Annotated in this window: 26 protein-coding genes; 13 read left to right on the top strand and 13 right to left on the bottom strand. The window is 72.7% G+C overall.

Going from position 1 to position 25,008, the window contains the following annotated elements:
- Positions 1 to 43: 43 nt before the first annotated feature.
- The 4 genes from G569_RS53365 to G569_RS0132165 are packed head-to-tail and all read right to left on the bottom strand — an operon-like array spanning position 44 to position 3,448.
- The gene (locus G569_RS53365) at positions 44 to 400 is read right to left on the bottom strand and encodes a hypothetical protein (protein ID WP_157592459.1); all 357 of its coding nucleotides are present in this window, start codon (positions 398 to 400) and stop codon (positions 44 to 46) included.
- Complete coding sequence (locus G569_RS53360) at positions 397 to 1,635, bottom strand: SAM-dependent methyltransferase (RefSeq protein ID WP_053227293.1); 1,239 nt, start codon at positions 1,633 to 1,635, stop codon at positions 397 to 399. The genes G569_RS53365 and G569_RS53360 overlap by 4 nt, the downstream gene beginning before the upstream one ends.
- Complete coding sequence (locus G569_RS0132170) at positions 1,632 to 2,201, bottom strand: DUF1365 domain-containing protein (RefSeq protein WP_037500435.1); 570 nt, start codon at positions 2,199 to 2,201, stop codon at positions 1,632 to 1,634. Before G569_RS0132170 ends, G569_RS53360 begins: the two co-directional genes overlap by 4 nt.
- A gap of 5 nt (positions 2,202 to 2,206) precedes the next feature.
- Positions 2,207 to 3,448 carry an NAD(P)/FAD-dependent oxidoreductase gene (locus G569_RS0132165; protein ID WP_028066463.1) on the bottom strand — a complete coding sequence of 414 codons (1,242 nt, stop codon included), beginning with the start codon at positions 3,446 to 3,448 and terminating at the stop codon, positions 2,207 to 2,209.
- Between the two features lie 53 nt (positions 3,449 to 3,501).
- Between G569_RS0132165 and G569_RS53355 the strand changes: the two genes are divergently transcribed.
- The 7 genes from G569_RS53355 to G569_RS0132130 all read left to right on the top strand — a co-directional run bounded on the left by G569_RS53355 (position 3,502) and on the right by G569_RS0132130 (position 8,420).
- Complete coding sequence (locus G569_RS53355; RefSeq protein WP_037500432.1) at positions 3,502 to 4,968, top strand: WS/DGAT/MGAT family O-acyltransferase; 1,467 nt, start codon at positions 3,502 to 3,504, stop codon at positions 4,966 to 4,968.
- Positions 4,969 to 5,090: 122 nt separating this feature from the next.
- Positions 5,091 to 5,675, top strand: coding sequence for a biotin transporter BioY (locus G569_RS0132155; RefSeq protein ID WP_028066462.1), 585 nt, complete (start codon positions 5,091 to 5,093; stop codon positions 5,673 to 5,675).
- Positions 5,672 to 6,073 (top strand): hypothetical protein, encoded by a 402-nt coding sequence (locus G569_RS59440; RefSeq protein WP_053227292.1) that lies wholly within the window; start codon positions 5,672 to 5,674, stop codon positions 6,071 to 6,073. The genes G569_RS0132155 and G569_RS59440 overlap by 4 nt, the downstream gene beginning before the upstream one ends.
- 109 nt (positions 6,074 to 6,182) lie before the next feature.
- Positions 6,183 to 6,443, top strand: a complete 261-nt coding sequence (locus G569_RS53345) for a hotdog family protein (RefSeq protein ID WP_053227291.1) — start codon at positions 6,183 to 6,185, stop codon at positions 6,441 to 6,443.
- Between the two features lie 10 nt (positions 6,444 to 6,453).
- Positions 6,454 to 6,930 carry a VOC family protein gene (locus tag G569_RS59435; protein WP_053227290.1) on the top strand — a complete coding sequence of 159 codons (477 nt, stop codon included), beginning with the start codon at positions 6,454 to 6,456 and terminating at the stop codon, positions 6,928 to 6,930.
- Positions 6,931 to 7,938 (top strand): MBL fold metallo-hydrolase, encoded by a 1,008-nt coding sequence (locus G569_RS53335; RefSeq protein ID WP_053227289.1) that lies wholly within the window; start codon positions 6,931 to 6,933, stop codon positions 7,936 to 7,938.
- Positions 7,935 to 8,420: a VOC family protein gene (locus G569_RS0132130; protein WP_169542289.1), complete on the top strand. Its 486-nt coding sequence runs from the start codon at positions 7,935 to 7,937 to the stop codon at positions 8,418 to 8,420. Before G569_RS53335 ends, G569_RS0132130 begins: the two co-directional genes overlap by 4 nt.
- Positions 8,421 to 8,437: 17 nt before the next feature.
- Here G569_RS0132130 and G569_RS0132125 read toward each other — a convergent pair whose 3' ends face one another.
- The 4 genes from G569_RS0132125 to G569_RS53325 are packed head-to-tail and all read right to left on the bottom strand — an operon-like array spanning position 8,438 to position 13,635.
- Positions 8,438 to 9,670, bottom strand: coding sequence for a cytochrome P450 (locus G569_RS0132125; protein WP_028066460.1), 1,233 nt, complete (start codon positions 9,668 to 9,670; stop codon positions 8,438 to 8,440).
- Positions 9,667 to 10,824 (bottom strand): CaiB/BaiF CoA transferase family protein, encoded by a 1,158-nt coding sequence (locus G569_RS53330; protein ID WP_053227288.1) that lies wholly within the window; start codon positions 10,822 to 10,824, stop codon positions 9,667 to 9,669. Before G569_RS53330 ends, G569_RS0132125 begins: the two co-directional genes overlap by 4 nt.
- Complete coding sequence (locus tag G569_RS0132115) at positions 10,821 to 12,725, bottom strand: NAD(P)/FAD-dependent oxidoreductase (RefSeq protein ID WP_028066459.1); 1,905 nt, start codon at positions 12,723 to 12,725, stop codon at positions 10,821 to 10,823. Before G569_RS0132115 ends, G569_RS53330 begins: the two co-directional genes overlap by 4 nt.
- A complete protein-coding gene (locus tag G569_RS53325; RefSeq protein ID WP_053227287.1) occupies positions 12,712 to 13,635 on the bottom strand; it encodes an SDR family oxidoreductase in 924 nt (307 codons plus the stop codon). The genes G569_RS0132115 and G569_RS53325 overlap by 14 nt, the downstream gene beginning before the upstream one ends.
- A gap of 78 nt (positions 13,636 to 13,713) precedes the next feature.
- Here G569_RS53325 and G569_RS53320 point away from each other — a divergent pair, with 78 nt between their 5' ends.
- Genes G569_RS53320 through G569_RS0132095 form a run of 3 tightly spaced genes read left to right on the top strand, consistent with a single transcriptional unit; the run spans position 13,714 to position 15,939 of the window.
- On the top strand, positions 13,714 to 14,805 hold the full coding sequence (locus G569_RS53320) for an LLM class flavin-dependent oxidoreductase (RefSeq protein ID WP_053227286.1): 1,092 nt from the start codon (positions 13,714 to 13,716) through the stop codon (positions 14,803 to 14,805).
- Positions 14,798 to 15,559: an SDR family NAD(P)-dependent oxidoreductase gene (locus G569_RS0132100; RefSeq protein ID WP_028066458.1), complete on the top strand. Its 762-nt coding sequence runs from the start codon at positions 14,798 to 14,800 to the stop codon at positions 15,557 to 15,559. The genes G569_RS53320 and G569_RS0132100 overlap by 8 nt, the downstream gene beginning before the upstream one ends.
- Positions 15,556 to 15,939: a PaaI family thioesterase gene (locus tag G569_RS0132095; protein WP_028066457.1), complete on the top strand. Its 384-nt coding sequence runs from the start codon at positions 15,556 to 15,558 to the stop codon at positions 15,937 to 15,939. Before G569_RS0132100 ends, G569_RS0132095 begins: the two co-directional genes overlap by 4 nt.
- On the opposite strand, the gene G569_RS53315 is transcribed toward G569_RS0132095, so the two are convergent.
- Complete coding sequence (locus G569_RS53315; RefSeq protein ID WP_053227285.1) at positions 15,902 to 17,488, bottom strand: class I adenylate-forming enzyme family protein; 1,587 nt, start codon at positions 17,486 to 17,488, stop codon at positions 15,902 to 15,904. The genes G569_RS0132095 and G569_RS53315 overlap by 38 nt on opposite strands.
- A gap of 60 nt (positions 17,489 to 17,548) precedes the next feature.
- Here G569_RS53315 and G569_RS0132085 point away from each other — a divergent pair, with 60 nt between their 5' ends.
- Both G569_RS0132085 and G569_RS59430 read left to right on the top strand, forming a co-directional pair.
- Positions 17,549 to 19,039 (top strand): FAD-dependent oxidoreductase, encoded by a 1,491-nt coding sequence (locus tag G569_RS0132085; protein WP_028066456.1) that lies wholly within the window; start codon positions 17,549 to 17,551, stop codon positions 19,037 to 19,039.
- A 48-nt stretch (positions 19,040 to 19,087) separates the two neighbouring features.
- Positions 19,088 to 20,608 (top strand): choice-of-anchor D domain-containing protein, encoded by a 1,521-nt coding sequence (locus G569_RS59430; RefSeq protein ID WP_053227283.1) that lies wholly within the window; start codon positions 19,088 to 19,090, stop codon positions 20,606 to 20,608.
- Positions 20,609 to 20,614: 6 nt separating this feature from the next.
- Here the strand turns inward: G569_RS59430 and G569_RS53305 are convergent, their stop codons facing one another.
- Positions 20,615 to 21,001, bottom strand: a complete 387-nt coding sequence (locus G569_RS53305) for a nuclear transport factor 2 family protein (RefSeq protein ID WP_053227282.1) — start codon at positions 20,999 to 21,001, stop codon at positions 20,615 to 20,617.
- A gap of 90 nt (positions 21,002 to 21,091) precedes the next feature.
- On the opposite strand from G569_RS53305, the gene G569_RS0132070 reads away from it, so the two are divergent.
- Positions 21,092 to 21,568 carry a MarR family winged helix-turn-helix transcriptional regulator gene (locus G569_RS0132070; protein ID WP_028066455.1) on the top strand — a complete coding sequence of 159 codons (477 nt, stop codon included), beginning with the start codon at positions 21,092 to 21,094 and terminating at the stop codon, positions 21,566 to 21,568.
- Here G569_RS0132070 and G569_RS53300 read toward each other — a convergent pair.
- The 3 genes from G569_RS53300 to G569_RS53295 are packed head-to-tail and all read right to left on the bottom strand — an operon-like array spanning position 21,501 to position 24,976.
- Complete coding sequence (locus G569_RS53300; protein WP_053227280.1) at positions 21,501 to 23,339, bottom strand: alpha/beta hydrolase; 1,839 nt, start codon at positions 23,337 to 23,339, stop codon at positions 21,501 to 21,503. The two genes, G569_RS0132070 and G569_RS53300, sit on opposite strands and share 68 nt — an antisense overlap.
- A 27-nt stretch (positions 23,340 to 23,366) precedes the next feature.
- Positions 23,367 to 24,089 (bottom strand): ABC transporter permease, encoded by a 723-nt coding sequence (locus G569_RS0132060; protein WP_028066454.1) that lies wholly within the window; start codon positions 24,087 to 24,089, stop codon positions 23,367 to 23,369.
- On the bottom strand, positions 24,086 to 24,976 hold the full coding sequence (locus G569_RS53295) for an ABC transporter ATP-binding protein (protein WP_037500429.1): 891 nt from the start codon (positions 24,974 to 24,976) through the stop codon (positions 24,086 to 24,088). The genes G569_RS0132060 and G569_RS53295 overlap by 4 nt, the downstream gene beginning before the upstream one ends.
- Between the last annotated feature and the right edge of the window lie 32 nt (positions 24,977 to 25,008).

The following is a 25,008-nucleotide window of genomic DNA, read 5'->3' as shown; positions in this document are numbered from 1 at the left end:
GAGCCCCGCGGGCGGCGCACGGGCATGGCGGGTGTGCCGTGTCTCATCGCTCGGCGGCGAGGATGGCAGCCGTCAGCGCGGCGGAGCCGCCCGCGACGATCGCGGTCTTGGCCGGCGCGCCGTCCGGGATGCCCCGCCGCCCCGCGAACGTCGCCGCGATGTCATTGAGATCGCCCGCGATGCTGGCCAGCAGCCACGGCGCGAGCGGCTTCCCGCGCACGGCGGCGGCGATCGCCAGGCCATGCACGGCGATCTCACGGCCGCCGATCCCGCGCAGGGCGACCTTGGCCGGATCGCCGATCGGGCCTAGCCACGAACGGGTGACCTTCTCGGGTGCGAGGACCAGCGCCGCGCCGTAGGCGACGCGGAGCCCGAGCACCGCCACGGCCGCGGGCCTCATGCCCCGACCCCCGAGACGGCCGACGGCGCCACAGACGCTTCGGCGGTGGCCAGGCGCCCGCGCCAGCGCGGCTTGGCGAGCACGATCTGCACGCTGCCGATGCGGCGTTCGGTGAAGCCCGCCTCGCAGAAGCTGAGGTAGAGCGTCCAGAGCCGTTGGAAGCGCTCGTCGTAGCCGAGCTGGGCGAGTTTGGGAGCGTGCGCCTCGACGTTCGCCCGCCAGCGCCGCAGCGTCTCCGCGTAGTGCGGGGTGATGTCCTCGAGGTCGACCATCCGCAGATCAGAATGACGCGCGACGCTGCGCGCGATCACCTCGACCGACGGCAGGCACCCGTTCGGGAAGATCAGCGAGTTCATGAACGAGCGCTGCGCCTTCTCCACGTCGTAGAGGCGGTCGTCGATCGTGATCGCCTGCAGCGCCATCACGCCGTCGGGGCGCAGTCGCGCGGCGCAGCGGTCGAAGAACGTCCCGAAGTCCTTCCAGCCGACGGCCTCGATCATCTCGATCGAGACGAGCTTGTCGTACACGCCGGTGAGCTCGCGGTAGTCGTCGAGCAGGACCGTGACCTGGCCTTCGAGGCCCGCGGCGCGCACGCGCTCGAGCGCCAGCTCGCGCTGCTCGCGCGAGAGCGTGGTGGTCGTCACCCGGCACCCGCGGGTCCGCGCCGCGTGCACGGCGAAGCCACCCCACCCGGTGCCGATCTCGAGCACGTGGTCGGACGGCTGCAGGTCGAGCTTGTCGCAGATCCGGTCGAGCTTCGCGCGCGACGCTTCCTCCAGCGGCTGGTCGCGGCGGGCGAAGATCGCCGACGAGTACATCATCGTCTCGTCGAGCATCAGCTCGAAGAGGTCGTTGCCGAGGTCGTAGTGGGCGGCGATGTCGTCGCGCGAACGGTGCGGGGTGTTGCGGCGCAGGAACGCGCGGGCGCGCTGCCACGGCTCGCGCACGGGCGTGAGCCGGCGGCGCAGCGCGTCGATGCCCCCGAGGTTGCGGGCGGCGACCTCGATCACTGCGGTCACGTCGGGCGAGTCCCACCAGCCGTCGACGTAGGACTCCGCGAGGCCCTTCCCGCCCTTGCGCAGCGCCGCCCACGTGCGCGGGTCGCGCACGACCACGGTCGCCTGCGGCGGGCCGGCGCCGTACGTGCGGCGGATGCCGTCCTCGACGACGGTCAACTGGCCGTCCTCGATGCGCTCGAGCAGGGCGGTCGCAAGGGCGTGGGCGAACGGCTTCACGAGGCCTCCGGATGCGGGAAGTACGGCGCGCCCTTGAGCTTGAGCGCGACCGCGTGGGCGTAGATCAGGGTCAGAGTGCGGATCGAGGCGCCGACGAGGAGGCGGCGGCTGTACGGCCGCCGCCTCAAGTTGAGCGTGGCGTCGAAGGCGAGCTCCCCCGCGCGGCGGCTCTCGATGTGCACCGAGAGGGTCTCGCCCGGGACCGTCGCCCGGACCGCGTACTCGTGGTCCATCGCCATGAAGGGGGACACGTGCAGCGCCTTCTCGGGGTGGCCTTGGCCGTGGGGAAGGACGTACGCGTGCCGCTCGCCCCAGGGCGTGTTGGTCACCTCGGCGACGACGTGGGTGAGCTCGCCTGCGTCGTCGAAGCAGTAGTAGAAGGACACCGGGTTGAAGCCGACGCCGAGCGAGCGCGGCATCGCCAGGTGCGTGACCGAGGCGATCGGCGCGTCGACGCCGAAGCGCTCCGGCAGGGCGTCGAGGTCGACGTAGGCGAAGGCGATCCGGTGGCGGAACTCGTGTTTTGCGACGGCGAAACGCCGGTGCCGGATCGTCCCGGCGTACATCGTCCTCACAGGCGCCCTCCGAAGCGCTCGGCCACGCGCTCCGCGCTGACGACGCCGTCCTCGTGGAAGCCCCAGTGCCAGTACGCGCCCGCGTAGTGCGTCCGGTTTCGCCCGCTGATCTCGTTATGGCGGGCCTGCGCGCGGGCGCCGGCGGGCGTGAACACGGGGTGCGCGTAGGAGATCGTGCGCAGGATCTTGGCCGGATCGATCGCTTCTGACCGGTTGAGCGTCACGCAGAACTCGCGGTCGGCGGTGAGCGCCTGCAGGCGGTTCATGTGGTACGTGACCGTTGTCACCGGCTTTGGCTCGTGCAGGAGGTGGTAGTTCCAGCTCGCCCACGCGCGGCGGCGGCGAGGCAGCAGCGAGCGGTCGGTGTGCAGGACCGCCTCGTTGGGCTGATACGGGATCGCGGAGAGGATCTCGTGCTCGCGGTCGGTCGCGTCCGTGAGCATCCGCAGCGCCTGGTCGGAGTGGGTGGCGAGGACGACCTCGTCGAAGCGCTCGGGCGCCTGCCCTTGGGGCGTGACGGTCACGCCGTCCTCGTCGCGGGCGATCGCCGCGATCGGCGAGTTGACGCGCAGCCGCTCGGCGAACGGTCGCGTGACCGCGTCGACGTAGGTGCGCGAGCCGCCCACGACCGTCCGCCACTGCGGGCGCTCGGCGAACCCGAGCATCCCGTGGTTGGCGAAGAACTCGACGAGGAAGCGCGCCGGGAACGTCCACATCTGGCGCGGATCCGCCGACCACACCGCGGACGCCTGCGGCACGATCAGCCGGTCGATGAACGCCCGCGAGTACCCGCCGCGGTCGAGCCAGTGGCCGAGCGACGGGTCCTCCTCCCCGCGCGCCAGAAGCCGCCGCGCGTTGGCGTTGAAGCGCACGAGGTCCGCGATCATGCGGTGAAACCACGGCGTGATCAGGTGCGAACGCTTGGCGAACAGCCCGTTCGGCGACGCGCCGTTGTACTCGAAGTCGCCGCCGTCGGAGACCCCGAAGCTCATGTCCGACGGCTGCGAGGGGACGTCGAGCGCCGTCAGCAGCCGTTCGAAGCTCGGGTAGTTGCGGTCGTTGAAGACGATGAAGCCCGTGTCCACGTGGTGCGTGGCGTGTTCGGTGTCCACCCGCACCGTGTTGGCGTGCCCGCCAGGCCGCGGCCCGGCCTCGAAAACGGTGATCTCATGCCGCGGGTGCAGCAGATGAGCAGTGGCGAGGCCGGAGATGCCGGCGCCGACGATCGCGATCCTCACGCCCTCTTCTTCGGGTACCGCCCCGTCTTCGGATCACTCGTAAGCTGACTCCGATGCGGCAGCTCACCAGCCTCGACGCGCAGTTCCTCAATGTCGAGTCGGCCCGGATCTACGGGCACGTGGCGTTCTTGGGGATCTACGACCCGTCGACCGCGCCGGGCGGGAAGCTCGGCGAGGCGGAGGTCAAGCAACTGCTCGAGGAGCGGCTGCACCTCCTGCCGCCGCTGCGGTGGCGGCTGGTGCAGGTTCCGCTGGGGCTGGACCTGCCGTACTGGGTCGACGATCCGGACTTCGACCTCGAGTTCCACATCCGCGAGACCGCGCTGCCTGAGCCGGGTGACGACAAGCAGCTCGCCGAGACCGTGCAGCGGGTGTTCGGGCGGCCGCTCGACCGTCGCCGGCCGCTCTGGGAGCTGTACGTGATCCACGGGCTCTCGGGCGGGCGGGTCGCGCTTCTGACCAAGATCCACCACTCCGCGGTCGACGGGATCTCGGGCAACGAGATCATGGCCGTGCTGCTGGACCCGGAGCCGACCGGGCGCGTCCTCGACCCGCCGCCGGCGAATCCTCGGCCGGCGGCCCCGCTGCCGCGGGACCGCGAGATGCTCGCGCGCGGCCTGCGGGGCATTCCCCGCCAGCCGTTGCGGGCGCTGCGCTCGCTCCCGACCACGATCGCGGGGTTCACCGACCTCCCGGGCGCCAACGCGCTGCCGGGCGTGCCGACGCTCTCGCATGTCTACTCGCGGGTGCGGCGGACGCTCGGGTCCGACGAGAGCGCGGGTGTGCTCGAGGTGACCAAGGCGCGCCCGCCGAAGACGCCGTTCAACGGCCCGGTGTCGGCGCACCGGCGGTTCGCGTTCGGCTCGCTGTCGCTGGATTCCGTCCGCCAGGTCCGGCGCGAGTTCGGCACCACCGTCAACGACGTCGTGGTGACGCTGTGCGCGGGCGCGGTTCGCGACTGGCTGATGGAGCGCGACGCGCTGCCGGAGGACCCGCTGGTGGCGATGATCCCGATGTCGGTCCGCCGCCGCGACGAGCGCGGCGCCTGGGGCAACCGGATCTCGATGATGATCGTGCCGATCCCGACCAACGAGCCGGACCCGGCCACCCGCCTGCGCCGCACCCACGAGTACCTGCGCAGCGCGAAGGAGCGCCACTCCGCGCTGCCCGCCTCGCTCCTGACCGACGCGACCGCGTTCATCCCGCCCACCGTCGCCTCCTTGGCCGCGCGCAACACGGTCGACATCCTCAGCCGCACCCGCCCGCCGCTGAACCTCGTGATCTCCAACGTCCCCGGCCCGCGGTCCTCGCTCTACTGCGCGGGCGCCGAGCTGCTGTCCAACTTCCCCGTCAGCGTGATCGTCGACGGCGTCGGCCTGAACATCACGGTGGTGTCGTACAAGGACCGCGTCGACTTCGGGATCGTCGGCGACCGCGAGCAGATCGACGACGCCTGGCAGTTCCTCGAAGGCGCCGCCCACGCCCTCACGGAGCTCGAGGCGATCCACCCGCGAACCTAAACCCCACCTAAAGGGTCAGACCCCTTAGGTGGGCTTTACCTTAAACGTCGGTTAAAAGGGAGCAGGCCGGCTTTATGATCTGACGTTTTCTGATGACCAAACGGTTGGTAGACTCGCGCGGCATGAGCTCCACCGTCTACGCCCCGCCCGCCCCGCGGGCGGTTCTTGCCGATGCGATTCCCGGTGCGCGCGTCCGCGACGCGGCCTTGATCCTCTGTGGTGCGCTGCTGACCGTCCTCGGCGCGCAGATCTCGATCGCGGTCCCGCCGTCGCCGGTGCCGATCACCGGGCAGACGCTGGCCGTCGTGCTCGCCGGTGGAGCGCTGGGCGCGCGCCGCGGGGCGGCCTCGCAGGCGCTCTACCTCGTGCTCGGGCTGTTCCTGCCGGTCTATAGCGACGGCGCACAGGGCGTCGACGTGATCTGGGGCGCGACCGGCGGCTACATCGTCGGGTTCATCCTCGCGGCGTACATCGTCGGCGCGCTGGCAGAACGCGGCGCCGACCGCCGCCCGGTGATGGCGTTCCTGGCGTTCGCCGGCGGGCAGCTGGCGATCTTCGCGATCGGGGTGCCGTGGCTGAAGGTCGCGACCGGCATGAGCTGGGGCGACGCGATCCACTACGGCTTCACGATCTTCATCGTGGGCGGCATCGTGAAGGCGATCCTCGCCGGCGCGCTGGCGCCGGGTCTCTGGCGACTGGTCAAATGACCGAGCTCGCGCCGGGCACCTTCGTGCTGACCGAGGACAAGCGTCGCCGGTTCGCCGGCGCCGTGCTCGGCGATCCCGACGCGGACCCGTCCGTGGACGCCCTGTGGATCTTCACGTCCGGGCTGCACGGGATGGGGATGGACCTCACGGAGGTCTTCGCCTCGGTCGGGTGCAGCATGGTCGACGACGGGCCGATGCTCGGCGGGATCGAGTTCGAGCTCACGCGGCCGATCGAGGTCGGCCGCACGTACATCGCCACCGGCGCGATCCTCGGCGTCGAGCGCAAGACGGGCCGCAGGACCGGCGCGTTCGACCTGATGCGGATGCGGGTCGCGCTCTCCGACGACGCGGGCGAGGCCGCCGCGGCGACGACCACCTACATCCTCCCGGTGCGATGAAGCCGTTCGTCGTCGAGTCCGTCAGCGCCGGGCGCATGGCCGACCTGGCCGAGGTGCTCGAGGACCCGAACCGATCCACCTCGACCGCGAGCTCGTCAGGCGGCTCGGAATGGGCGAGCGCGAGGTCAATCAGGGCCCGGCGAACTGCAGCTACGTCGTCAACCTGCTGCGCGCCGAGTTCCCGGACGCGACGATCACCACGCTCAGCTTCCGCCTGCTGGGCAACGTCTTCGCGGAGGATCGAGCGGTGGCGGGTGGCGAGGTGCTCTCGGAGAGCGCCGAAGCGATCGAGTGCCGCGTCTGGCTCGACGTCGAAGGCCGCGGGCGGGTCGTCGAAGGCACGGCAGTGATTCGACCAAACATTCGGTAGACTAAATCGCATGTCCGCGTCGGTCCACCACGTCGGCCTGCAGGTCTCCGACCTCGACCGGGCGGGCGCGTTCTACGCCGCGGCGCTCGGCGCGCGCTGGATGGTCATGCCCCTGGCGTTCGAGGGTCCAGGGGCGGTCCAGGCGATGGGCCACGAGGGCGTGAAGCTGCGGCTCGCGATGCTCGCGGTGGGCGACGCGATGCTCGAGCTCTTCGAATTCACCGGGGACGAAGTGCCGGACTGGGCGAGGCGGGCGCGTGACGCCCGCCTCCCCCACCTCGCCGTCCTGGTCGAGGACACCGACGCGACGCTGACGCGCGTCGAGGCCGCGGGCGGCAAACGCATCTGGCCCGAGGTCGACCGCTTCGGACGCGCGCGGGTGATCTACGTGCAGGACCCGGACGGCAACGTCGTCGAGCTGCTGGACAAGCCGCCCGCCGACATCGCCGCCGCGCTCCTGCGCTGGTTCCCCGAGGCGACGCCGTAGATGGCCGGGCCGCCGCCCCCGGACTGGGAGGTCGACCCGGCGAGCGCCGGCGCGCGCGAGATCCTGCCGGGCCTGTGGCGGCTGCGGATCCCGCTCGCCTGGGAGCAGATCAGCCACGTCAACGCGTACGTGGTCGAGGGCGGCGAGCTGACGCTGGTCGACTGCGGCACCGCCGGCCATCCGACCTGCGCCGAGGCGCTCGAGGTGGCGATGCGGGCGACCGGCCACTCGCTCGACGAGGTCGGCCGGCTGCTCTTCACCCACGTGCACTCCGACCACATGGGCCTCGCCCAGCTGGTGGTCGAACGCAGCGGCGCCGAGGTGTGGTCGCACCCGAACGACGCCCACTTCTACGAGGCGGTCAATGAGACCGACCGGATCATCGCCGCCCGCGAGCGCCGCGCTCGTCAGGAGGGCGTGCCGGAGGAGCGGCTCGAGGTCTACCGGACCGCGGACGAGGAGCTCGAGGGCGCGCTCGGCCCGGTCACGCGCACGCACGACCTGACCGACGGCGTGACCGTCAGCGGGTTCACGGTCCTCGAGACCCCCGGTCACTCGCCGAGCCACGTGTGCCTGATCCGCGACGACGTCGCGATCGTCGGCGACCTCATCTGCCCCGCGTTCGTCCCGTGGCTCGATTACGGCTACACGCCCGACCCGCTGGCCGAGACGTTCGCCTCGCTGGAGGCGCTCGACGCGATCGACGCGCGGCTCGCGCTCCCCGGCCACGGCCGCCCGATCACCGAGGTCGGCGCGACGATCGAGCTGACCCGCGAGGGCTTCGCCCAGCGCCTCGACGCGACCCGCAAGGCGGTCGAGCAAGGTCCCGCCGGCGCGTACGAGATCACCACGCGGATCTGGGGCGAGGAGGCCGACCTGCCGGCCACCGGCCACATGACCGAGATGCTCTCGTACCTGCGCTTCCTGCGTGGGTCCGGCCACGTCACCCGCGTGACCGAGGACGACGGCACGTACCGCTACCGCAACGGAGGATCGACATGGGCGTGACCGGCTTCTTCCACGCCGGCGTGACGGTCAAGGACATGGACGTCGCGCTCGGCTTCTACCGCGACGGACTCGGCCTCGAGGTCGCGTTCCTGGGCGAGAGCGCGATCCAGTACGCCCGCCGGATCTGGAACCAGGACCCGTCGCGCGTGCGGGTCGCGTTCCTGAAGGTGCCCGGGACCGAGAGCTTCGTCGAGCTGTTCGAGTTCCAGGGCCTGGAGCGCCACGGCGCGAGCGCGCGGCCGTCGGACTACGGCGCGGGGCACATGTGCCTGTTCGTCGAGGACCTCGACGGCCTGCACGCCCGCATGCTCGACAAGGGCTTCACGAGCCGCGCGGGCGAGGTCGTGACGATCGAGGACGGCCCGCACGCGGGCTCGAAGGTCGCCTACCTGATCGACCCCGACGGCTACCACGTCGAGTGCTACCAGAAGGCGCCGAACGCGCCCGACATCGTCACGACGCTTCAGGCCGCGTCAACCTAAAGCGGGCCAGGCCGTCTTTAAGTTTGGTCGAAACTCAGCGGCAGTTCGCGCATCGACCTTGAGGCCACGCTCGGGTTCCACTCCGGGGTGAACGCCGGGTCGGCGAGGCGGAGGTTCGGGAGCCGTTCGAAGAGCCGCGCGACCGCGACCCGCAGCTCGATCCGCGCCAGCATCGCGCCGATGCAGGTGTGGACGCCCTTGCCGAACGCGATGTGCGGATTCGGCATGCGGGTGATGTCGTACTCGTTCGGGCGGTCGAACTTCGCGGGGTCGCGGTTGGCCGACCCGATCACCAGGAAGACCCGCTGTCCGGCCCTTATCGGAGTGCCGCGCAGCTCGGTGTCGCGCACGACCCAGCGCTGGAGGACCTTGATCGCGCCCTCGGTGCGCAGGCCTTCCTCGACCGACTTGCCGGCCATCTTGGGGTCGGCCTTGAGCAGCGCGAGCTGGTCCGGGTGGGTCAGCAGCTGGTACACGGTGGCGGCGATCGTGTTCATCGTCGTCTCGTGCCCGGCGAAGATCATCAGGGCGCACATGCCCTTCATCTCGTCGTCGGTGAGGTGGTCGCCCGAGCCGTCGCCGCGCAGGATGCTCGAGATCATGTCCTCGCCCGACGGGTCCGCCTTCGCGCGTTCGAGCAGACCCTCGAAGTAGGCGAGCATCTCCTCGAGCCCGCGGGTCGCCCGCGCGTGGCGGTCTCCGCGCGCCTCGCCGCCCGCGCCGAAGGCGACCTGCGAGAGGTCCTCCGACCACGCCTTGATCTTCTCCGCGTCCGAGACCGGCGCGCCGATCAGCTCGCAGATGATCGTCGCCGGCAGCGGGAAGGAGAAGTTCGCGATCAGGTCTTCCTGGCCGGAGGCCACGTAGTCGTCGATGTAGCGGTCGACGAGCTCGCGGATCCGCCCCTCCATCGCGACGAACTTCTTCGGGTGGAAGGCGACCGTGGCCAGACGCCGCAGCCGCGTGTGGACCGGCGGGTCCGAGACGACCATCCAGTCGGCCATCATCTCGAACACCGGCCCGACCGCCGCCCGCTTCTCCGGCGTCATCTTCTCCAGCAGCGGGCGGACGCGGTTCGAGGACAGCGCGGGATCGGCGAACGCGGCGACGTTGTCGTCATAGCGGGTGACGAGCCACGCGCGGTGGGCCTCGGAGTAGTGGACCGGGTCGTGCTCGCGCAGGGCCGCGAAGTACGGGTACGGGTCGCGGGTGATCTCCGGCCCGAGGAGGTCGTCGGTCAAGGTGATCATTGCGGCGCGGGCATCCTCTCGGGCGGCGCGGCGGCGACGCCGTCGGCCAGCAGCTCCTCGATCTCCTCCTCGGCATACCCGGCGGCGGCGAGCCGCTCGCGGGTCGCCTCGCCCAGCGCGGGAGCGGGCGTGCGCACCGACCCGGGCCGCTCGCGCAGCTTGATCGGCAGGCCGACCTGCTTGAGCGGGCCGAGCTCCGGGTGGTCGAGCTCGACGACCATCCCGCGGTGGTTGAGCTGCGGGTCCGCGCTCGCCTCGCCGAGGTCGTTGACGGGCCCGACGCACGTGTCGCGCCCGGCCAGCAGCGCCAGCCACGCGTCGCGGGAGCGGCCGGCGAACAGCTTCTCCCAGAGATCGTTCGCGGTCGGGTCGTACTGGGTCGCGACCAGGTCGGGACGGCCGAGCGCCGCGCACAGCTCGGCGAAGAACGGCGGCTCGAGCGCGCCGACCGACAGGCGCTTGCCGTCGGCGCAGGCGTAGGCGCGGTAGCAGGGGTAGTCGCCGTTGAGCAGGTCCGACGGCGCGCCGGCGGCGAACTGCGCGCCGAGGTGGATCGAGTGCAGCGCGAACGCGGCGTCGGTGATCGAGATGTCGACGTGGTCGCCCTCCCCCGTCCGCTGCGCGCGGACGAGCGCGGCCAGCAGCCCGGCGACCGCCATCAGCGAGCCGGACAGGTCGCCGATCTGGACGCGCGGCGGCGCGCCGTTGAGCACCCCCGCGCGGCCGAGGTAGTTGATGTCGTGCCCGGCCTCACGCTCGAGCGGCCCGCCCGCGCCGTAGCCGGACAGCGAGCAGAACACGATCCGTGTGTTGGTCGCCTTCAGCGCGTCGTAACCGACGCCGAGCCGGTCGGCGACGCCCGGCCGGAAGCCCTCGATGACGACATCCGCGTCGCGCGCGAGCCGGTGGACGACCTCCACCCCACGCGGGTCGCGCAGGTTGAGCGCGATCGAGCGCTTGTTGCGGTCCGCGACCCAGCTGAACGCCGACGAGTCGCCCAAGCGCGGGTCGTAGGCCCGCATCGGGTCGCCGATGCCGGGCTGCTCGACCTTGAGCACGTCGGCGCCGAGGTCCGCGAGCAACGCGGTCGCGAACGCGCCGGGGAGGAGCCGCGTGAGGTCGATGACCTTGATGCCTTCGAGCGGCCCGGTCACAGCGCGAGCCCCGCGTCGGCACCGGCATTGATCGCGCTGACGAAGTCCGACGGTCGCGATGCGTCGCCGAGCACCACCACCTCGACGTCGTGGAGCTCGTCGGCGAGCTGGTTGCCGACCGGGCGCCAGCCGATCGCCAGCGCGACGTGATCGGCTCCGACGGCGTGCTGGACGCCGTCGGGGTCCTCGTAGAGCACGTGGTCGTGCTCGATCATCACCACCTTCGCGCCCGTGACGATCTCCACCCCCTGCTTCTTCAATGCGCGGATCAGGTGACGGCGCGTGATCGCCTCGATCCCGAACCCGACGCCCTTGCGCATCTCGAGGATCGTCACCGGCACGCCGAGGGCGGCGAGGTGCTCGGCGGTCTCGCACCCCGTGGCGCTCCCGCCGACGACGACGACGCGCTCGCCCTCGGCCGGCCGCAGCTCGTCGCGCAGGAAGCGCTGGGCGTCGTCGACGAGCGCCGATCCGATCCCCGGGATCGGCGGGATCAGCGGCTCGGCGCCGGTCGCGACCAGGACCGCGTCCGGGCGCTCCGTGGCGACGACGTCCGCGGTGACATCCGCGTTCAGGTGGATCTCGACGCCCACCTCCGCCAGCCGGCGAGCTTGGAAGTCGCGGAAGCGCAGCACCTCGCGCTTGCTCGGCGCCAGACCGGCGACCTGAAGCTTGCCGCCGAGGCGGTCGTCGCGCTCCCAGATCGAGACCGCGTGGCCGCGGAGCCGGGCGATCCGAGCCGCCTCCATCCCCGCCGGCCCGCTGCCGACGACCATCACGCGGCGCGGCGTCTCGGCCGGCGGCACCGCCCACGTGAGCTCCCGCCCCGCCTCGGGGTTGACCGCGCAGCGGGCGATCTCGCCGCGGCCGACGAGGTCCACGCACGCGTTGCAGGCGATGCACGGCCGCAGCTCGTTCAAGCGCGCCGCTTCGACCTTGCGCGGCCAGTCCGGCTCGGCGATCAGCGTGCGGCCGAGGAGGATGAGGTCGGCGTCGCCGGACGCGATCACGTCGGCGGCGAGGTCGGGGTCGTCGAGGCGCCCGACCGCGATCACCGGCACGTCGACGGCCGCCTTGACCGCGGCCGCGTAGTGGCGCATGTGGCCGCGGGGGACGAACATCGGCGCGAGCGTCACGTGCAACGTGTGCCACGTGCCGGCGGAGACGCTGATCGCGATCGCACCCGCCTCCTGGAGCCAGTGCGACACCTGCACGCACTCGTCGAGCGTGAAGCCGCCCGGCACGGCGTCCTCGCCGTTGATGCGCCAGACGAGCGGCGCGCCGGTGGCGACGATCGCCCGCGCGACCTCGAGGCTGAAGCGGGCGCGGTTCGCCGGCGAGCCGCCGTAGTCGTCGCGGCGCTGGTTGTCGAGCGGCGAGAGGAAGGTCGACGGCAGGTACCCGTGGGCGCCGTGGACCTCCACGAACTCGAAACCGGCCTCGAGCGCGAGGTCCGCCGCACGCGCGTAGTCGTCGACGATCACCGCGATCTCGGCCGCGCTGAGCTCGTGCGGGACCGGCGCGTGCGAGTTCAGCGGGACCGGCGAGGGCGCGACCGCCGGGCCGGCGACGACCTGGCGACCCGGGTGCATCAGCTGGACGCCGACCGTGACGTCGTAGCTCTTGAGCGCGGCGACGAGCTTCTTCAGGCCCGGCAGGTACTCGGGCCCGCTGATCTTCGGCTCCGGGCCGACGGTCTCCTGCGAGACGAGACAGCCCTCGACGGTGATCGTCCCGACGCCGCCGCGGGCGCGGCGGACGTAGTAGGCGATCGCCTCGTCGGTGATGTGCCCGCCGTTGTCCAGGCACGTCCCCATCGGCGCCATCACGAGCCGGTTGCGGAGCCGCAGCGGGCCGAGCGCGACCGGCTCGAACAGCGTCCGGACCTCAGTGACCGGCACGGTTCCACCGCTCGCGGTCGGAGACCTCGGCATGGTGCAGCGTGTGCGCGACGACGCCGCCGTCGACCAGCAGGTCGCAGCCGGTGACGTAGCTCGCGTCGGCGGACGTGAGGAACGCGACCGCGCCCGCGATGTCGGCGGCGACGCCCGCCCGCTTCATCGCCGCCTGGTCGGCGTAGGCGCCGGCGTGGATCGTCGCCGCGGCCTGCCCGATCGAGGTGTCGACGACGAGTCCGGGCGAGATCGAGATGATCCGCGCGCCCTTCGCGCCCCAGGCGGCGGCGCGGCGGCGGCACTCGAGCATCACCCCGCGCTTGGAGATCGAGTACGTGCGCAGGACGTCGGCGCCGTCGAGCTGGTCGTAGAGGTCGGGCGCGAGCGGGTCGGCGAGGACGTCGTCGTATTCGGCCGCGAACGCGCGATGACCGGCGAGCGACGCGATGCAGACCGCGACACTTCCCTGCGTGGCGAGATCGAGGAACGCGTCGAGCACGCGCGCGGTGCCGGCGAGGTTGACGTCGAGCACCCGCCGCGGGTCGTGCGGGCCGGGCGGCGCGAGCCCCGCGGTGTGGACGAGCGCGCCGAGCGGCCCGAGCACCGCGGCCCGCGCGGCGAGGGCCGCGACCGAAGCCGGGTCGGAGACGTCGCAGAGCGCGGTGTGGACGACCGCGCCGCGGGCCGGCGCGTCGTCGCGGGCGGGCGCGTCGCCGCGGGCGGGCGCGTCGCCGCCGCGGGCGGGCGCGTCGTCGCCGCCCCCCGTCGCGCCGTGGCCGCGCAGCGCGGCGGCGGCCGCTTCGAGCCGGGCCGCGTCGACGTCGGCGAGCAGCACGGGGCCGCGGTCCGCGAGGCGGCGGGCACACGCCGACGCGATCCCTCCAGCCCCTCCGGTGATGACCGAGACGCGCTCCATGACGGCAGCATATCCAAACAGTCGGTTGGTTGGTAGTCTCTCGTTATGCGCGTGACTCTTGGGGCTCCGGGACGGATCATGCCGCCGGCCGCAAAGGCGATCGAGTTCGCCCAGCGGGCGGAGGCGGACGGTTTCGACGCGATCTGGTGGCCGTGTCACCTGATGGGGTGGATCCCGGACTCGGTGTGGACCGAGGACATGACGGAGCTGGCGAAGTACCAGGAGAACCCGCATGTGCACTTCGACCCGCTGATGATGATGGGCGCGGCGGGCGCGGCGACCTCGACGATCAAGGTCGGCGTATGCGTGACGGACACCATCCGCCGGCACCCGGCGATGCTCGCGCAGGCAGCGCTGACCGCCGACCACCTCTCCCGGGGCCGAGCGATCCTCGGCCTCGGGTCGGGCGAGCGGATGAACATCGAACCGTACGGACTCTCCTTCGACAAGCCGGTCGGCGTGCTCGAGGAGGCGATCAAGGTCATGCGCCTGCTGTGGAGCACGACCAAGCCGGTCGACTTCCACGGCAAGTTCTTCGACCTCGAGAACGCGGTGCTGGGCCTCGAGCCCTACGAGGGCGTCCCGCCGCAGGTGTGGGTCGCCGCGCACGGGCCGCGGATGCTCAAGATCACCGGCCGTCTGGCTGACGGCTGGCTGCCCACGAACATCAAGCCCGACGCCTACGCGACCAAGCTGGCCGCGATCCGGGAGGCGGCCGAGACCGCTGGGCGCGACCCCGACGCGATCACGCCGTCGATGCTCGCCTACGTCATCTGCGCCCCCGACGAGGAGACGCTCGAACGACTCTGCGACGAGCCGATGACCCGCATGCTCTTCGCCGCCGTCGACCTGCCCGCGGAGACCTACGCGCGCCACGGCTCCACCTCGCCCTTCGAGGGCGGTACGGGCTTCCACAGCTTCATGCCGACGACCGTCACCCGCGAGGAGGCGTTGCGGATCGTCTCCCACATCCCCGGCGGCATCGTGCGCGAGCACACGCTCGCGGGCACGCCGGAGATGATCGCCGAGCAGATCCGCGCCTACCAGCAGGCGGGGCTGCGCGACGTCGTGCTCTGGAACATCACGCCGTTCGCCGACGCGAACCTCTCCGTCTACTCGTTCAAGGCGATGCGCGAGGTCCGGCAGCTGCTCGAAACGGCGCATGTCTGAGCTCGCCGGGCGGGTCGCGCTCGTCACCGGCGCCAGCCGCGGGATCGGGCGTGGGATCGCCCTCGAGCTGGCGGGCGCGGGCGCGAGCGTGATCGTCAACTACCGCCGCGATGAGGAGGCCGCGCAGGACGTGGTCGCCCAAGCCGGCAACGGCGCGATCGCGATCCAGGCGTCGATGTCCGAGCCGGCCGACGTCGACCGCCTCGCCGATGAGGCGCTCGCCCACTTCGGCGCCGTCGACCTCCTCGTCGCCAACGCCGGGATCGCCTCCCGCGGCCTGCCGGTCGCCGACACCGACCCCGCCGAGGTCACCAAGGTGATGGCGACGCACACGTTCGCCACGCACCGGCTCGTCCAGCGCCTGCTGCCCGGGATGCGCGCCGCCGAGCGCGCCGACGTCATCGCGATCTCCAGCTCCGAGCTGAACAAGATGAAGGCCAACGGCGCGCCGTACAACATGGCCAAGGCGGCGCTCGAGGCGCTCGCGCTCTCGCTGGCCAACGAGGAGGTGGCCAACGGCGTGCGCGTCAACATCGTCGCGCCGGGCCTGGTCGTCACCGACATGGGCGCGAAGCTGGTCAAGGCCAAGCTCGGCCTCGACGACATGTCCGCGCTCGATGCCACGCAGCCGCTCGGGCGCCTGGTGCAGCCGGCGGACGTGGCGAGGGTCGTGCGGTTCCTGTGCGGCGCCGCGATGGTCACCGGCCAGCGGATCGTCGTCGACGGCGGCGTCGACGCCTCACCCACCGGATGATCGACGACGCGTTCGCCCAGTTGCTCGGCCTGCGCTGGGAGTCGGCCGACGACCTGCGGTTGACGATCCGCCCCGAGCACATCAACGCCGTCGGGCTGCTGCTCGGGCCGGTCGTGTTCGCGCTCGCCGACTACGGCATGACCTCGGTGCTGCTGCCGCAACTGCAGCCCGACGAGATGTGCGCGACGACGAACGTCGCGATCAACTTCATCGACTCGGCGGCGGCCGGCGAGGTCGTCTGCCGGTCGCGGCTGGAGCGCCGGACGCGCCGGACCGCGGCGACCGCGTGCGAGATCCGCCACGAGGGCCGCCTGCTGGCGACCGCGATCGGCTCCTTCGTGATCAGACCCGCGCGGACGGCACCTTCGCCGCCTGCGTGATCCCCGCGTCGCGCAACTCGCCCGCGATCCACTCGCGCAACACGAACTTCTGGATCTTCGTCCCCGACATCGGCCACTCGGAGACGAAGCGCACGTAGCGCGGCACCTTGAAGGTCGCGATCGCCCCGAGGCAGTGATCGATCAGCTCCTGCTCGGTCGCGCTCGCCCCCGGCCGGAGCTCGACGAACGCGGCCGGCACCTCGTGGTAGCGGGCGTCGGGCGCGGCCACGACCTGCACGGTGAACACCGCCGGGTGCCGCGAGAGCAGCCCTTCGATCTCCGCCGCGGCGACGTTCTCGCCGCCCACCTTGAGCATGTCCTTGATGCGGCCGTCGTAGCTCAGGCGCCCCTGCTCGTCCAGCCGGCCGAGGTCGCCGGAATGGAAGTAGCCGTCGGCGTCGATCGCGGCCGCGGTCGCCGCCGGGTCCTCGTGGTAGCCCGCGAACAGTGACCAGCCGCGGTAGGTGATCTCGCCCTGCACGCCAGGCGGCACCGGCGCGCCGGTCTCAGGGTCGACGATCCGCGCTTCGACGCCCTCGAACGGGCGCCCGGCGGTGCCGATCCGCTCCTGGAGCGTGTCGCCGGGATGACTGAGCGCGATCACGCCGCCGCCCTCGGTCGCGCCGTACGGCGAGATCTGGACCGTGTCCGGCGTGCGGGGCGCGAAGGTCCGCGTCACCTCGGGGTCGCCGTTGACATTGACCAGCCGGAGCCCCGACAGGTCGGCAGCGGCGAAGTCGGGGTGGTCGAGCATCGCCTGCCAGATCAGCGTGAACGCCGGGAACGCGACCGTGCAGCGCTCCTCACGGAGGAGCCGCAGCGCCGCACCCGGCTCGAAGTGCTCCATGCCGATCATCGCCGCCCCCACCGCGAGGCAGCCGTTGAACGGCAGGATCGTGGCCAGGTGGAAGAGCGGCAGCGGGTTGAACTGGCGGTCGCCGGCGACCATCGGGAACCGGTCCTCGCCGAAGACGCGACCGGTGCGCACGAGCCCTTCGTGGGTCAACCGGCAGCCCTTCGGGTGCGCGGTCGTGCCCGACGTGTACATCAGCATCGCGACGTCGGCGACGGCGACCCTTCGCTGACGCGCGAGCACGTTCGGCACGTCGCCCGCCCCGACGAGGAACGCGTCCCACGAGGGCTCGCCGTGAACGACCGCCGGGAGGTCGTCGGACGCCTTGCGCGCCTCGGCGTGCAGCGTGCCCGCGGCGGTGATCAGGAGCTTCATGCCCGAGTGGCCGAAGACGTGCTCGAGCTCCGTCGCGCGGAAGCGGTTGTTGATCGGCACGGGGATCGCGCCGAGGCGCGACGTGCCGTAGATCGCCACCAGCGTGTCGAGGAGGTTCCCCATCAGGACGCCGACACGGTCGCCGTGGACGATGCCGCGCGCCTGCAACGCGGCGGCGAACGTCAGCGTCCGCTCGGCGAAGCCCGCGAACGTCGCGCGGTCGTCGCCGTACACGAGCGCTTCGAGGTCCGGCCAGCGTTCCGCGGCCTGGTCGACATGGTCGGGCAGCGTCCAGCACGCGCTGAGCGGCAGTCTCCCCATGGCGCGCAGTGAACCAGATCGCGGCTTGTCTTTCAACCAAACGTACGTTAGGTTTTCGGCATGCGAACGGTTGCAGTGGTCGGATCAGGCGCCGCGGGTCTCAGCGCCGCGCTGGCCGCCCGCCTGGGTGGTGCCGAGGTGACGGTGTACGAGCGCGCGGAGAAGCTCGGCGGCACGACCGCGCTGTCCGGTGGCAACGGCTGGTTCCCCGCCAACCGCTTCCTCGAGGACGACACGCCCGAGCTCGCACTGAAGTACCTGCGGGCGATCTCGCTCGGCGATGCCAACGACGCGCTGCTCGAGGTGTTCGTGCAGCAGGCGCGGGTCGCGGTCGACTTCCTCTCCGAGCACACGCCGATCGAATGGCAGCCGATCCCGTACGCCGACTACCACGCCCACCTCGAGGGCGGGCGCGAGGAGGGCGGGCGCACGCTGGAGCCGCAGCCGCTCCTCCCCACGCCCCGGGTCGCCGACCTGCTGCGCGACGCGCCCAACGTGTCCGCGCCGATCACCTACGCCGAGCTCGCCGGGGGTGACATCGACCGCGACGCCCTGCGCGCCCGCATCGAGCAGGGCATCGTGACGATGGGCCGCGGGCTGCTCGCCGGCCTGCTCGAGGCCTGCCTGGAGGCCGGCGTGACGATCCGGACCGGCGTGCGGGTCAGGACGCGGCCCGACGCCGACGCCGTCATCCTCGCCACCGGCGGCTTCGAGCGCGACCCCGAGCTCTCGAAGGCCTTCCTGCGTGGACCGCTGCTCGCGCCGGTGGGCGCGCCGACCGCCGAGGGTGACGGGCTGCGGATGGCGATGGCCGCGGGCGCGGCCTTGGGGAACATGAGCGAGGCCTGGTGGTGCCCCGCGTACATGCTCCCGGGCGAGACGATCGACGGGACGCCGATGGCGCGCCTGATCCTCACCGAGCGCGCACGCCCCGGCTCGCTGATCGTCGACGGGACCGGCAGGCGCTTCATCGACGAGGCCCAGAACTACAGCGACTTCGGGCGCACGATGCTCAACTTCGAGGCGACGACGTTCTCGTTCCCGCACATCCCCGCGTGGCTGGTCTTCGACGGCGCGTACCGCTCGCGCTACCGGCTCGGCCCGCTCGGCCGCCGCGATCCCGACCCGTCGTGGCTCGCGCGCGGCGAGACGCCCGCCGAGCTGGCGGCGGAGATCGGCGTGCCCGCCGACGCGCTCGAGGCCACGATCGCCCGCTTCAATGACGGCGCCGAGCGCGGCGAGGACCCGGACTTCGGCCGCGGCTCGTTTCCCTATGACCGCTTCATCGGCGAGCTCGGCCCGTTGAACGGCGGCCCCTACTTCGCCCTCGAGCTGCTGCCGGGCGCCTTGTCGACCAAGGGCGGGCCGAGGACCGACGCCGACGGGCGGGTGCACGCGGCCGACGGCACCGGGCCGATCCCCGGGCTGTACGCCGCGGGCAATGTCGCCGCCTCGCTGTTCGGATTCGCGTATCCCGGCGCCGGCGGGACGCTCGGCCCGATCCTCACGTTCGGCTTGCGCGCGGGGGCCGCGGCGGCCGCCGACCACTGAACGGACGTCCAGCAGTAACCACGGGCGGCCCTGGATAGGGTCGCCCGCATGGTTCGATCCTGGTCACTCCCCCTGTCGGTCGCGGTCGCCCTCGCGTCTCCCGGCGTCGCGTCCGCGGCGACGACCACCGTGAGCTTCACGACACCCGGCGTCACCTCGTTCGCCGTGCCCGCCGGCGTCACGAGCATCGATGTGACAGCGATCGGCGCCAAGGGCGGCAGCGACCTCTTCAGCTGCACCGGCGTCGGCGGTCGCGGCGCATCGGTCAGCTCGACGATCACGGTCGTGCCGGGCGAGCATCTCCTGATCGGCGTCGGAGGCGTCGGCGGGCCGGGATCGTGCGGCCAGCCCAGCGGCGGCGCCGGAGGCATCGGCGGCGGCGGAGCCGGAGGCACCGGCGTGATGGCCGTCGGCGCCGCGCCCGGGGCCGGCGGAGGCGGGGCCTCGACCGTCGGGCGACCCACGCTGTCACCCGGCTTCCCGGGGCTGCTGGTCGTCGCCGGTGGCGGCGGCGGAGCGGGCGGGCTGCTCAGCTCCAACGGGGGCGACGCCGGCGCGCCCGGCCAGACGGTCGCCGCCGTCGGCGGCGGCGCCGGCACGGCCACCGCCGGCGGAACCGGCGGCGCACCGAACGGCGGCTGCGCCGGATCGACGGCCGGCACGGGCGGCTCAGCCGGCATCGGCGGCAACGGCGGCACAGGGCAGGGCCCCACGAATGGCAACGGGGGCGGCGGCGGTGGCGGCGGCTCCTTCGGCGGCGGCGGTGGCGGCGGCTCCTGCGCCGGCAGCAGCGGCGCCGGCGGCGGTGGCGGCTCGAGCTTCGTCGCCCAGGGCGCGCTCGTCGCGACGCCCACCGCCGCCGCGGCGAGCGTCGCGCTCACCTACGCGGTCCCGACGGTCGCGCTGAGCACGCAGGCGATCGACTTCGCCGGCGTCCAGACGCTGGGGCAGGGCAGCGCCGAGCAGGTGCTGAAGATCACCAACACCGGCACGGCGCCGCTGCTCGTCGACGGCAGCTCGCTGGCGGGCGACGGCCGCGCGGACTATCTCGTCAGCGACCGCTGCCAGGCGCCCGTCGCCCCGGCCGCGAGCTGCGAGTTCGGCGTGCGGTTCCTCCCCGTCGCGGGCGGCCCGAGCCGGGCGACGCTGCAGGTGCACGCGAACGCCGCGACGACTCCGGTGACGTTGAGCGGCACGGGCGGCTCGCTGCCGCAGAGCGTGCAGGGCCCGCCAGGTCCCGCCGGTCCGACGGGGGCGACCGGCGCGACCGGAGCGACGGGGGCGACCGGCGCCCAGGGCGCCCCGGGCGCGGTGCAGGTCGTGACGTGCAAGGCGGTCAAGGGCGCGAAGAACCGCCAGAAGTGCACGACCAAGACCGTCACCGGCACCTTGAGGTACGTCGCGACGGGCACCGCCCGCCTCACCCACGGCAGCGTGCTGTACGCGACCGGCTCGATCACCACGCGCAAGCAACTCGTGCTCACGCCGCGGCGTGCGCTCGTCCGCGGCGCCTACACGCTGACGCTTCGCGAGGGAGCGAAGGTGCGGCGCCTGCGGATCACCCTCTGACGGGGCTCAGGCGGGCGTGGACCACACCGGCGTCACCGTGAGGGCGTCGATGCGCCACCCCGCCGCCGTCCGCACGAAGGCGAGCGCGTAGCGGGACCCGACCCGGCGTTCCGGCCCGAGCGCGATCAGCGACTCGGCGCTGACGTCCGCGCGGTCGCCGTCGAGGTCGACGACGACGTTGCTGAACAGATGCTGGGTCACCTCGTCGTGGTTGCGACGGGCCTGCGCGACGACCGCCTCGCGCCCTTCCGCGGTCCCTCCCGGCGTGGTGGCGCGGACGTCGGCGGTCAGCACCTCGTCGGCATGGTCCCAGCGCTTGTCGTCGAGCCAGCGGCCGAGGCCGGCGAGCACATCGGTGATCTCGTTGCGGTCGTACAGGGCTGCGAGCGTCATGGCGTTCTCCTTATTCGTTGGTGTATCCAACGTTGGTGTGACCAACGTATCATGAGAACGTTGGGATGTCCAACGGCTACGCTTGACCGCGTGGACCACCGCGCGCCGGAACGACTGCGCACGCTGCCGAGCTGGCTGCTGGGCCAGGCGTCGCACGCCGCCGACAGGCTCGTCGCCGACGCGCTCGCCGGCCACGGCCTCAAGCGCCACCACTACCGCGTGCTCATCGCCCTCGCCGAGGACGGTGAGGCGACGCAGGCCGACCTCGGCCGCCGGCTCTGGCTCGACCGCAGCGACCTCCACGGCCTGCTGGCCGAATTGGACGCGGACGGCTTGACGACGCGGGTGCGCGACGAGCGCGACCGGCGCCGCAACCTCGTAGCGCTGACAGCACACGGAAAGCGCGTCCTGGCCAGAGCCGACGGCGACGTGCAGAACGCGCAGTCGGCGTTCCTCGCCCCGCTGCCAGATGCGGAGCAGCGCGCGTTCCTCGCGACGCTCACGCGGCTGGTCGACCGGCACGCGGGACCCGAAGGGTCACGCGCCGGCCGGCCACCGTCCCGGTGATGCGCGTCGAGGAGATCGTCAGCCGGGCGGACGGCACCCCGCGCCCGCGCAACCGCAGCCGCGCGCGGCCGGAGCGAACGTCATAGGTGCCGTCGGCGACGGCGTCGGTCACGACGCGCGCGGCGTCGAACCGGACCGCGTCGCCGGCGAGCACGTAGGCCCCGCCGCGCAGTGCGCCGACGGTCCCGAAGAGCGGCAGCGCTTCGGCCATCGAGCGGGCGTCGGCGATCGTGGCGAGCGCCACGGCGACCGCTCGGCCCTCCGGGCCCCGGCCGGCCGCGGGCAGCTCCGCCGCGCGACTCGCCGGGCGAGAACTCACGACCGGCGGGCGGCCGGCGCGACGGCAGCGATCCGGATCGGTCCGCAGATGCTCGACGAAGTCGACCGCCATCGCCGCCCCGCAGGGCGTCTTGTCAGGCGTGTGGCCGGCGTTGGCGATGACGGCGAACGTCGCGTGCGCGAACTGCGCCGCGGCCCCACGACCCTGCTCGATCGGCGTGTTCGTGTCGAGGTCGCCGGACTGCACGAGGACCGGGACGTCCGGGAAGGACAGCCCCTGCAGCGGTGACCCCGCTGTGGCGTCCGCCGGCCAGCCCAGGCACGCGTCCCCCGCCCAGATCCCGGACTGCGACCACGCGGAAGCGGAGAACGGCCCGAACGCGCCCGGGTCGATCGCCGCGAGCGCACGGTCGTAGTCGGCGCGGCGCTTCGCGGGCGGATCGGCGAGGTCGAACGGCATCGGGTAGTCGTGGCACGTGGTCGCGGCGAGCTCGCCGAAGCTGACGGTCGCGGGGTCCAGCGTGACGATCGCGCCTTGGAACAGGCGTGCCATCGCCGCCAGGCGCTTCAGCGGCGCGTAGTCGTGGTCCAGCGCGGCGCTGACGGCGGCGGGCAGCAGGCCGTAGACCGCCGGGCCGAGCCGGGCGTACGTGACCATCGCCAATTCGGCCTCTCCGAGGCTGAGGCGGACGGGCCCGCCGGAGGTCGGAGCGGTGAACCGCACCGGGTGGCGTCGCAGGCGCCGAGCGAGCCGGCCGATGTCGGCGATCACGCGCCGGCCATCGCAGGAACGCGTGCGGGTGCAGACGGTGTCGATGGCCTGCTGCGCGCCCCGGGCCAGATCGCGCCCCCACGGGTCGAAGGCGATCGGGTAGGCCCCGCTGAGGACGATCGAGCGGACGTGCTCGGGGTGGCGGGCGGCGTAGACGGGCATCAGGAAGGTGCCGTAGGACTCGCCCCAGAGGTCGAGCTTGTCGATGCCGAGCGCGGCCCGAACGGCATCGAAGTCGTCGGCCGTGGCGGCCGCGCCGTAGAGGCCGGCACGAGGCCCGAGGTCGGCGCCGCAGGCCGTCACGACGTCCGCCAATCCGGCCGTGAGCGGGTTCACGCCGGCGAGCGACGGGCACGCGAGGGCCCCGGACTCGCCGGTTCCCCGCGGGTCGATCAGCAGCAGGTCGCGGCGCTTGCGCAGCGGTGCGAGCAGCTGCTCGTATGCGCCGGCCTCGGCGAGCGCGCCGCTGCCGGGCCCGCCGGGGTTCGGGACGATCGTGCCGAGCGCCGGACGGCTCGTGTCGGTCCGCGGCACGAGCGCGTAGGCGATGTCGACGGTGCCCGCGGATGGGTTGGCACGGTCGAGTGGCACGGTCAGCTTGCCGCAGCGCGCGCCGTCCGGACACGGAGTGTCGGCGCGGGCGGTGGCTGTGGCGAACGCGAGGCCGCCGAGGAGGGCCGCGCATGCGGCGGCCGCCCGTCTGGCTGGGAAGCAGGACATGGGGATGACTTTCGTTTCGGGGAGGAGTCAGACGAGGTCGCGGCGCTGCAGCCGCCAGGCGGCCGCCGCGAACGCCAGGCCCGCCCAGCCGATCAGGACCGCGGCGGCGAGACCCGGCGCCAGCAGTCCGCCCGCGGCGGCGTCGGGGCCGCCGAGGATGCCGCCGGGTGCGCCGGCCAGAGGACCGAAGCGGCCCACGTCCGGGGCGACCTGGGCGATCGCCGGCTCGAGCATCGCGGCCAGCGCGACCAGCCCGACCACGGTGACGATCTGGTTGCGCACGAGGGCGCCGACGCAGACGCCGAGCGGGCCGAGAACGGCGGCGACGGCCAGGTTGCGCCAGAGCACGTCGGCGAGGCCGCCGGCGCCGAGGGTCGCGTCGCCGCGCGCGTCGAGGATCGCCGTGCCGACGGCCATGGTCGCCACGGTCACCAGCAGCGTCAGCACGACGCCGGCCAACCCGTAGGCGAGGGCCTTGGCGATGAGCAGACGGAGCCGGTTCGGCGCCGCGAGCACGCTGCCGGTGATCGTGCGATGGCGCCACTCGCCGGTCATGCCGATCGCTCCGAGCAGGACGATGATGTAGGTGATCGAGTCGTTGGTGAACAGCGCTTCGGGGTCGGTCTCCTTGCCGAGGATCGTCCCGAGCGCGACGAGGATCAGCGAGAGCGCGGCCGCGGTACCGACGACCGCGGCGAACGTGCGGGTGGTGCGGAGCTTGAGCAGCTCGGCCTTCAGCAGGGCGATCATGCCGCAGCTCCCGTCAGCGCGAGGAACGCGTCTTCCAGGGACCGCCTGAGCGGTGCGAGACCGAGGACCGGCACCCGCTCGAAGACGGCGACCTCGCCGACCTCGGCCGGGGTCGCCCCGAGCACGTGCAGCACGTCACCGTCGCGCTCGACGCGGTGGCCGCGACGTGCGAGCGCGCCCGCCAGCCGCCCCGGGTCCTGCGCGCGGACCTCGGTCGCCGGCCCGTCGTCGCCGCCCAGCACCTTCTCGAGGGTCCCCTGGGCGCGAAGGCGCCCGCGGGCGACGACCACGACGTCGTCGACGGATTGCGCGACCTCGGCGAGGACGTGGCTGGAGATCAGCACCGCCCGCCCGCCTGCCGCCTGCTCGCGCAGCAGGCCGCGGAGCCAGCTGATCCCGGGCGGGTCGAGACCGTTCGTCGGCTCGTCGAGGATCAGGACCTTCGGGTCACCGAGCAGCGCGGCGGCGATGGCCAGGCGCTGGCGCATGCCCATCGAGTAGCCCTTCACCCGCCGGTCCGCCGCGTGGTCGAGCTCGACCGCCGACAGCACCTCGTCGACGCGGCGCGGCGGAAGCTGGCCGGTGGCGGCGAGGACCCGGAGGTGATCGCGGCCGCTGCGCCCCGGGTGGAAGGAGGCGTCCTCCAGCACCGCGCCGACGCTGGCCGCGGGCCGCTCGAGCTGGTCATAGCGCCGGCCGCCGAACGTGGCCGTCCCCGCGGTCGGCCGGACGAGGCCGAGCAGCGCGCGCAGCGTGGTGCTCTTGCCGGCACCGTTGGGACCGAGGAAGCCGGTCACACGACCGGCCTCGATGTCGAAGGAGAGCGCTTCGACGGCAGCGACGCCGCGGAAGCGCTTGGTGAGTTCACGAATCTCTACTGGAGCCATGCCCTGAGTCTCCGGCCGCGACGCCGTCCTGT

This window comes from Solirubrobacter soli DSM 22325 (genome assembly GCF_000423665.1).
Taxonomy (GTDB): domain Bacteria; phylum Actinomycetota; class Thermoleophilia; order Solirubrobacterales; family Solirubrobacteraceae; genus Solirubrobacter; species Solirubrobacter soli.
The sequence above is the reverse complement of the archived record's forward strand: the minus strand, read 5'-3'. Positions and strand labels throughout refer to the sequence as shown.

What these genes read in the sequence shown, in the direction of transcription:
- G569_RS53315 (WP_053227285.1), bottom strand. Translation starts at nt 17,488, where the DNA reads ATGGGGAGACTGCCGCTCAGCGCGTGCTGGACGCTGCCCGACCATGTC.
- G569_RS53355 (WP_037500432.1), top strand. Translation starts at nt 3,502, where the DNA reads ATGCGGCAGCTCACCAGCCTCGACGCGCAGTTCCTCAATGTCGAGTCG.
- G569_RS53305 (WP_053227282.1), bottom strand. Translation starts at nt 21,001, where the DNA reads ATGACGCTCGCAGCCCTGTACGACCGCAACGAGATCACCGATGTGCTC.
- G569_RS53320 (WP_053227286.1), top strand. Translation starts at nt 13,714, where the DNA reads ATGCCGCCGGCCGCAAAGGCGATCGAGTTCGCCCAGCGGGCGGAGGCG.
- G569_RS53295 (WP_037500429.1), bottom strand. Translation starts at nt 24,976, where the DNA reads ATGGCTCCAGTAGAGATTCGTGAACTCACCAAGCGCTTCCGCGGCGTC.
- G569_RS0132095 (WP_028066457.1), top strand. Translation starts at nt 15,556, where the DNA reads ATGATCGACGACGCGTTCGCCCAGTTGCTCGGCCTGCGCTGGGAGTCG.
- G569_RS0132100 (WP_028066458.1), top strand. Translation starts at nt 14,798, where the DNA reads ATGTCTGAGCTCGCCGGGCGGGTCGCGCTCGTCACCGGCGCCAGCCGC.
- G569_RS0132085 (WP_028066456.1), top strand. Translation starts at nt 17,549, where the DNA reads ATGCGAACGGTTGCAGTGGTCGGATCAGGCGCCGCGGGTCTCAGCGCC.
- G569_RS0132060 (WP_028066454.1), bottom strand. Translation starts at nt 24,089, where the DNA reads ATGATCGCCCTGCTGAAGGCCGAGCTGCTCAAGCTCCGCACCACCCGC.
- G569_RS0132170 (WP_037500435.1), bottom strand. Translation starts at nt 2,201, where the DNA reads ATGTACGCCGGGACGATCCGGCACCGGCGTTTCGCCGTCGCAAAACAC.
- G569_RS53335 (WP_053227289.1), top strand. Translation starts at nt 6,931, where the DNA reads ATGGCCGGGCCGCCGCCCCCGGACTGGGAGGTCGACCCGGCGAGCGCC.
- G569_RS59430 (WP_053227283.1), top strand. Translation starts at nt 19,088, where the DNA reads ATGGTTCGATCCTGGTCACTCCCCCTGTCGGTCGCGGTCGCCCTCGCG.
- G569_RS59435 (WP_053227290.1), top strand. Translation starts at nt 6,454, where the DNA reads ATGTCCGCGTCGGTCCACCACGTCGGCCTGCAGGTCTCCGACCTCGAC.
- G569_RS53325 (WP_053227287.1), bottom strand. Translation starts at nt 13,635, where the DNA reads ATGGAGCGCGTCTCGGTCATCACCGGAGGGGCTGGAGGGATCGCGTCG.
- G569_RS53345 (WP_053227291.1), top strand. Translation starts at nt 6,183, where the DNA reads ATGGGCGAGCGCGAGGTCAATCAGGGCCCGGCGAACTGCAGCTACGTC.
- G569_RS0132125 (WP_028066460.1), bottom strand. Translation starts at nt 9,670, where the DNA reads ATGATCACCTTGACCGACGACCTCCTCGGGCCGGAGATCACCCGCGAC.
- G569_RS53300 (WP_053227280.1), bottom strand. Translation starts at nt 23,339, where the DNA reads ATGTCCTGCTTCCCAGCCAGACGGGCGGCCGCCGCATGCGCGGCCCTC.
- G569_RS0132155 (WP_028066462.1), top strand. Translation starts at nt 5,091, where the DNA reads ATGAGCTCCACCGTCTACGCCCCGCCCGCCCCGCGGGCGGTTCTTGCC.
- G569_RS59440 (WP_053227292.1), top strand. Translation starts at nt 5,672, where the DNA reads ATGACCGAGCTCGCGCCGGGCACCTTCGTGCTGACCGAGGACAAGCGT.
- G569_RS53365 (WP_157592459.1), bottom strand. Translation starts at nt 400, where the DNA reads ATGAGGCCCGCGGCCGTGGCGGTGCTCGGGCTCCGCGTCGCCTACGGC.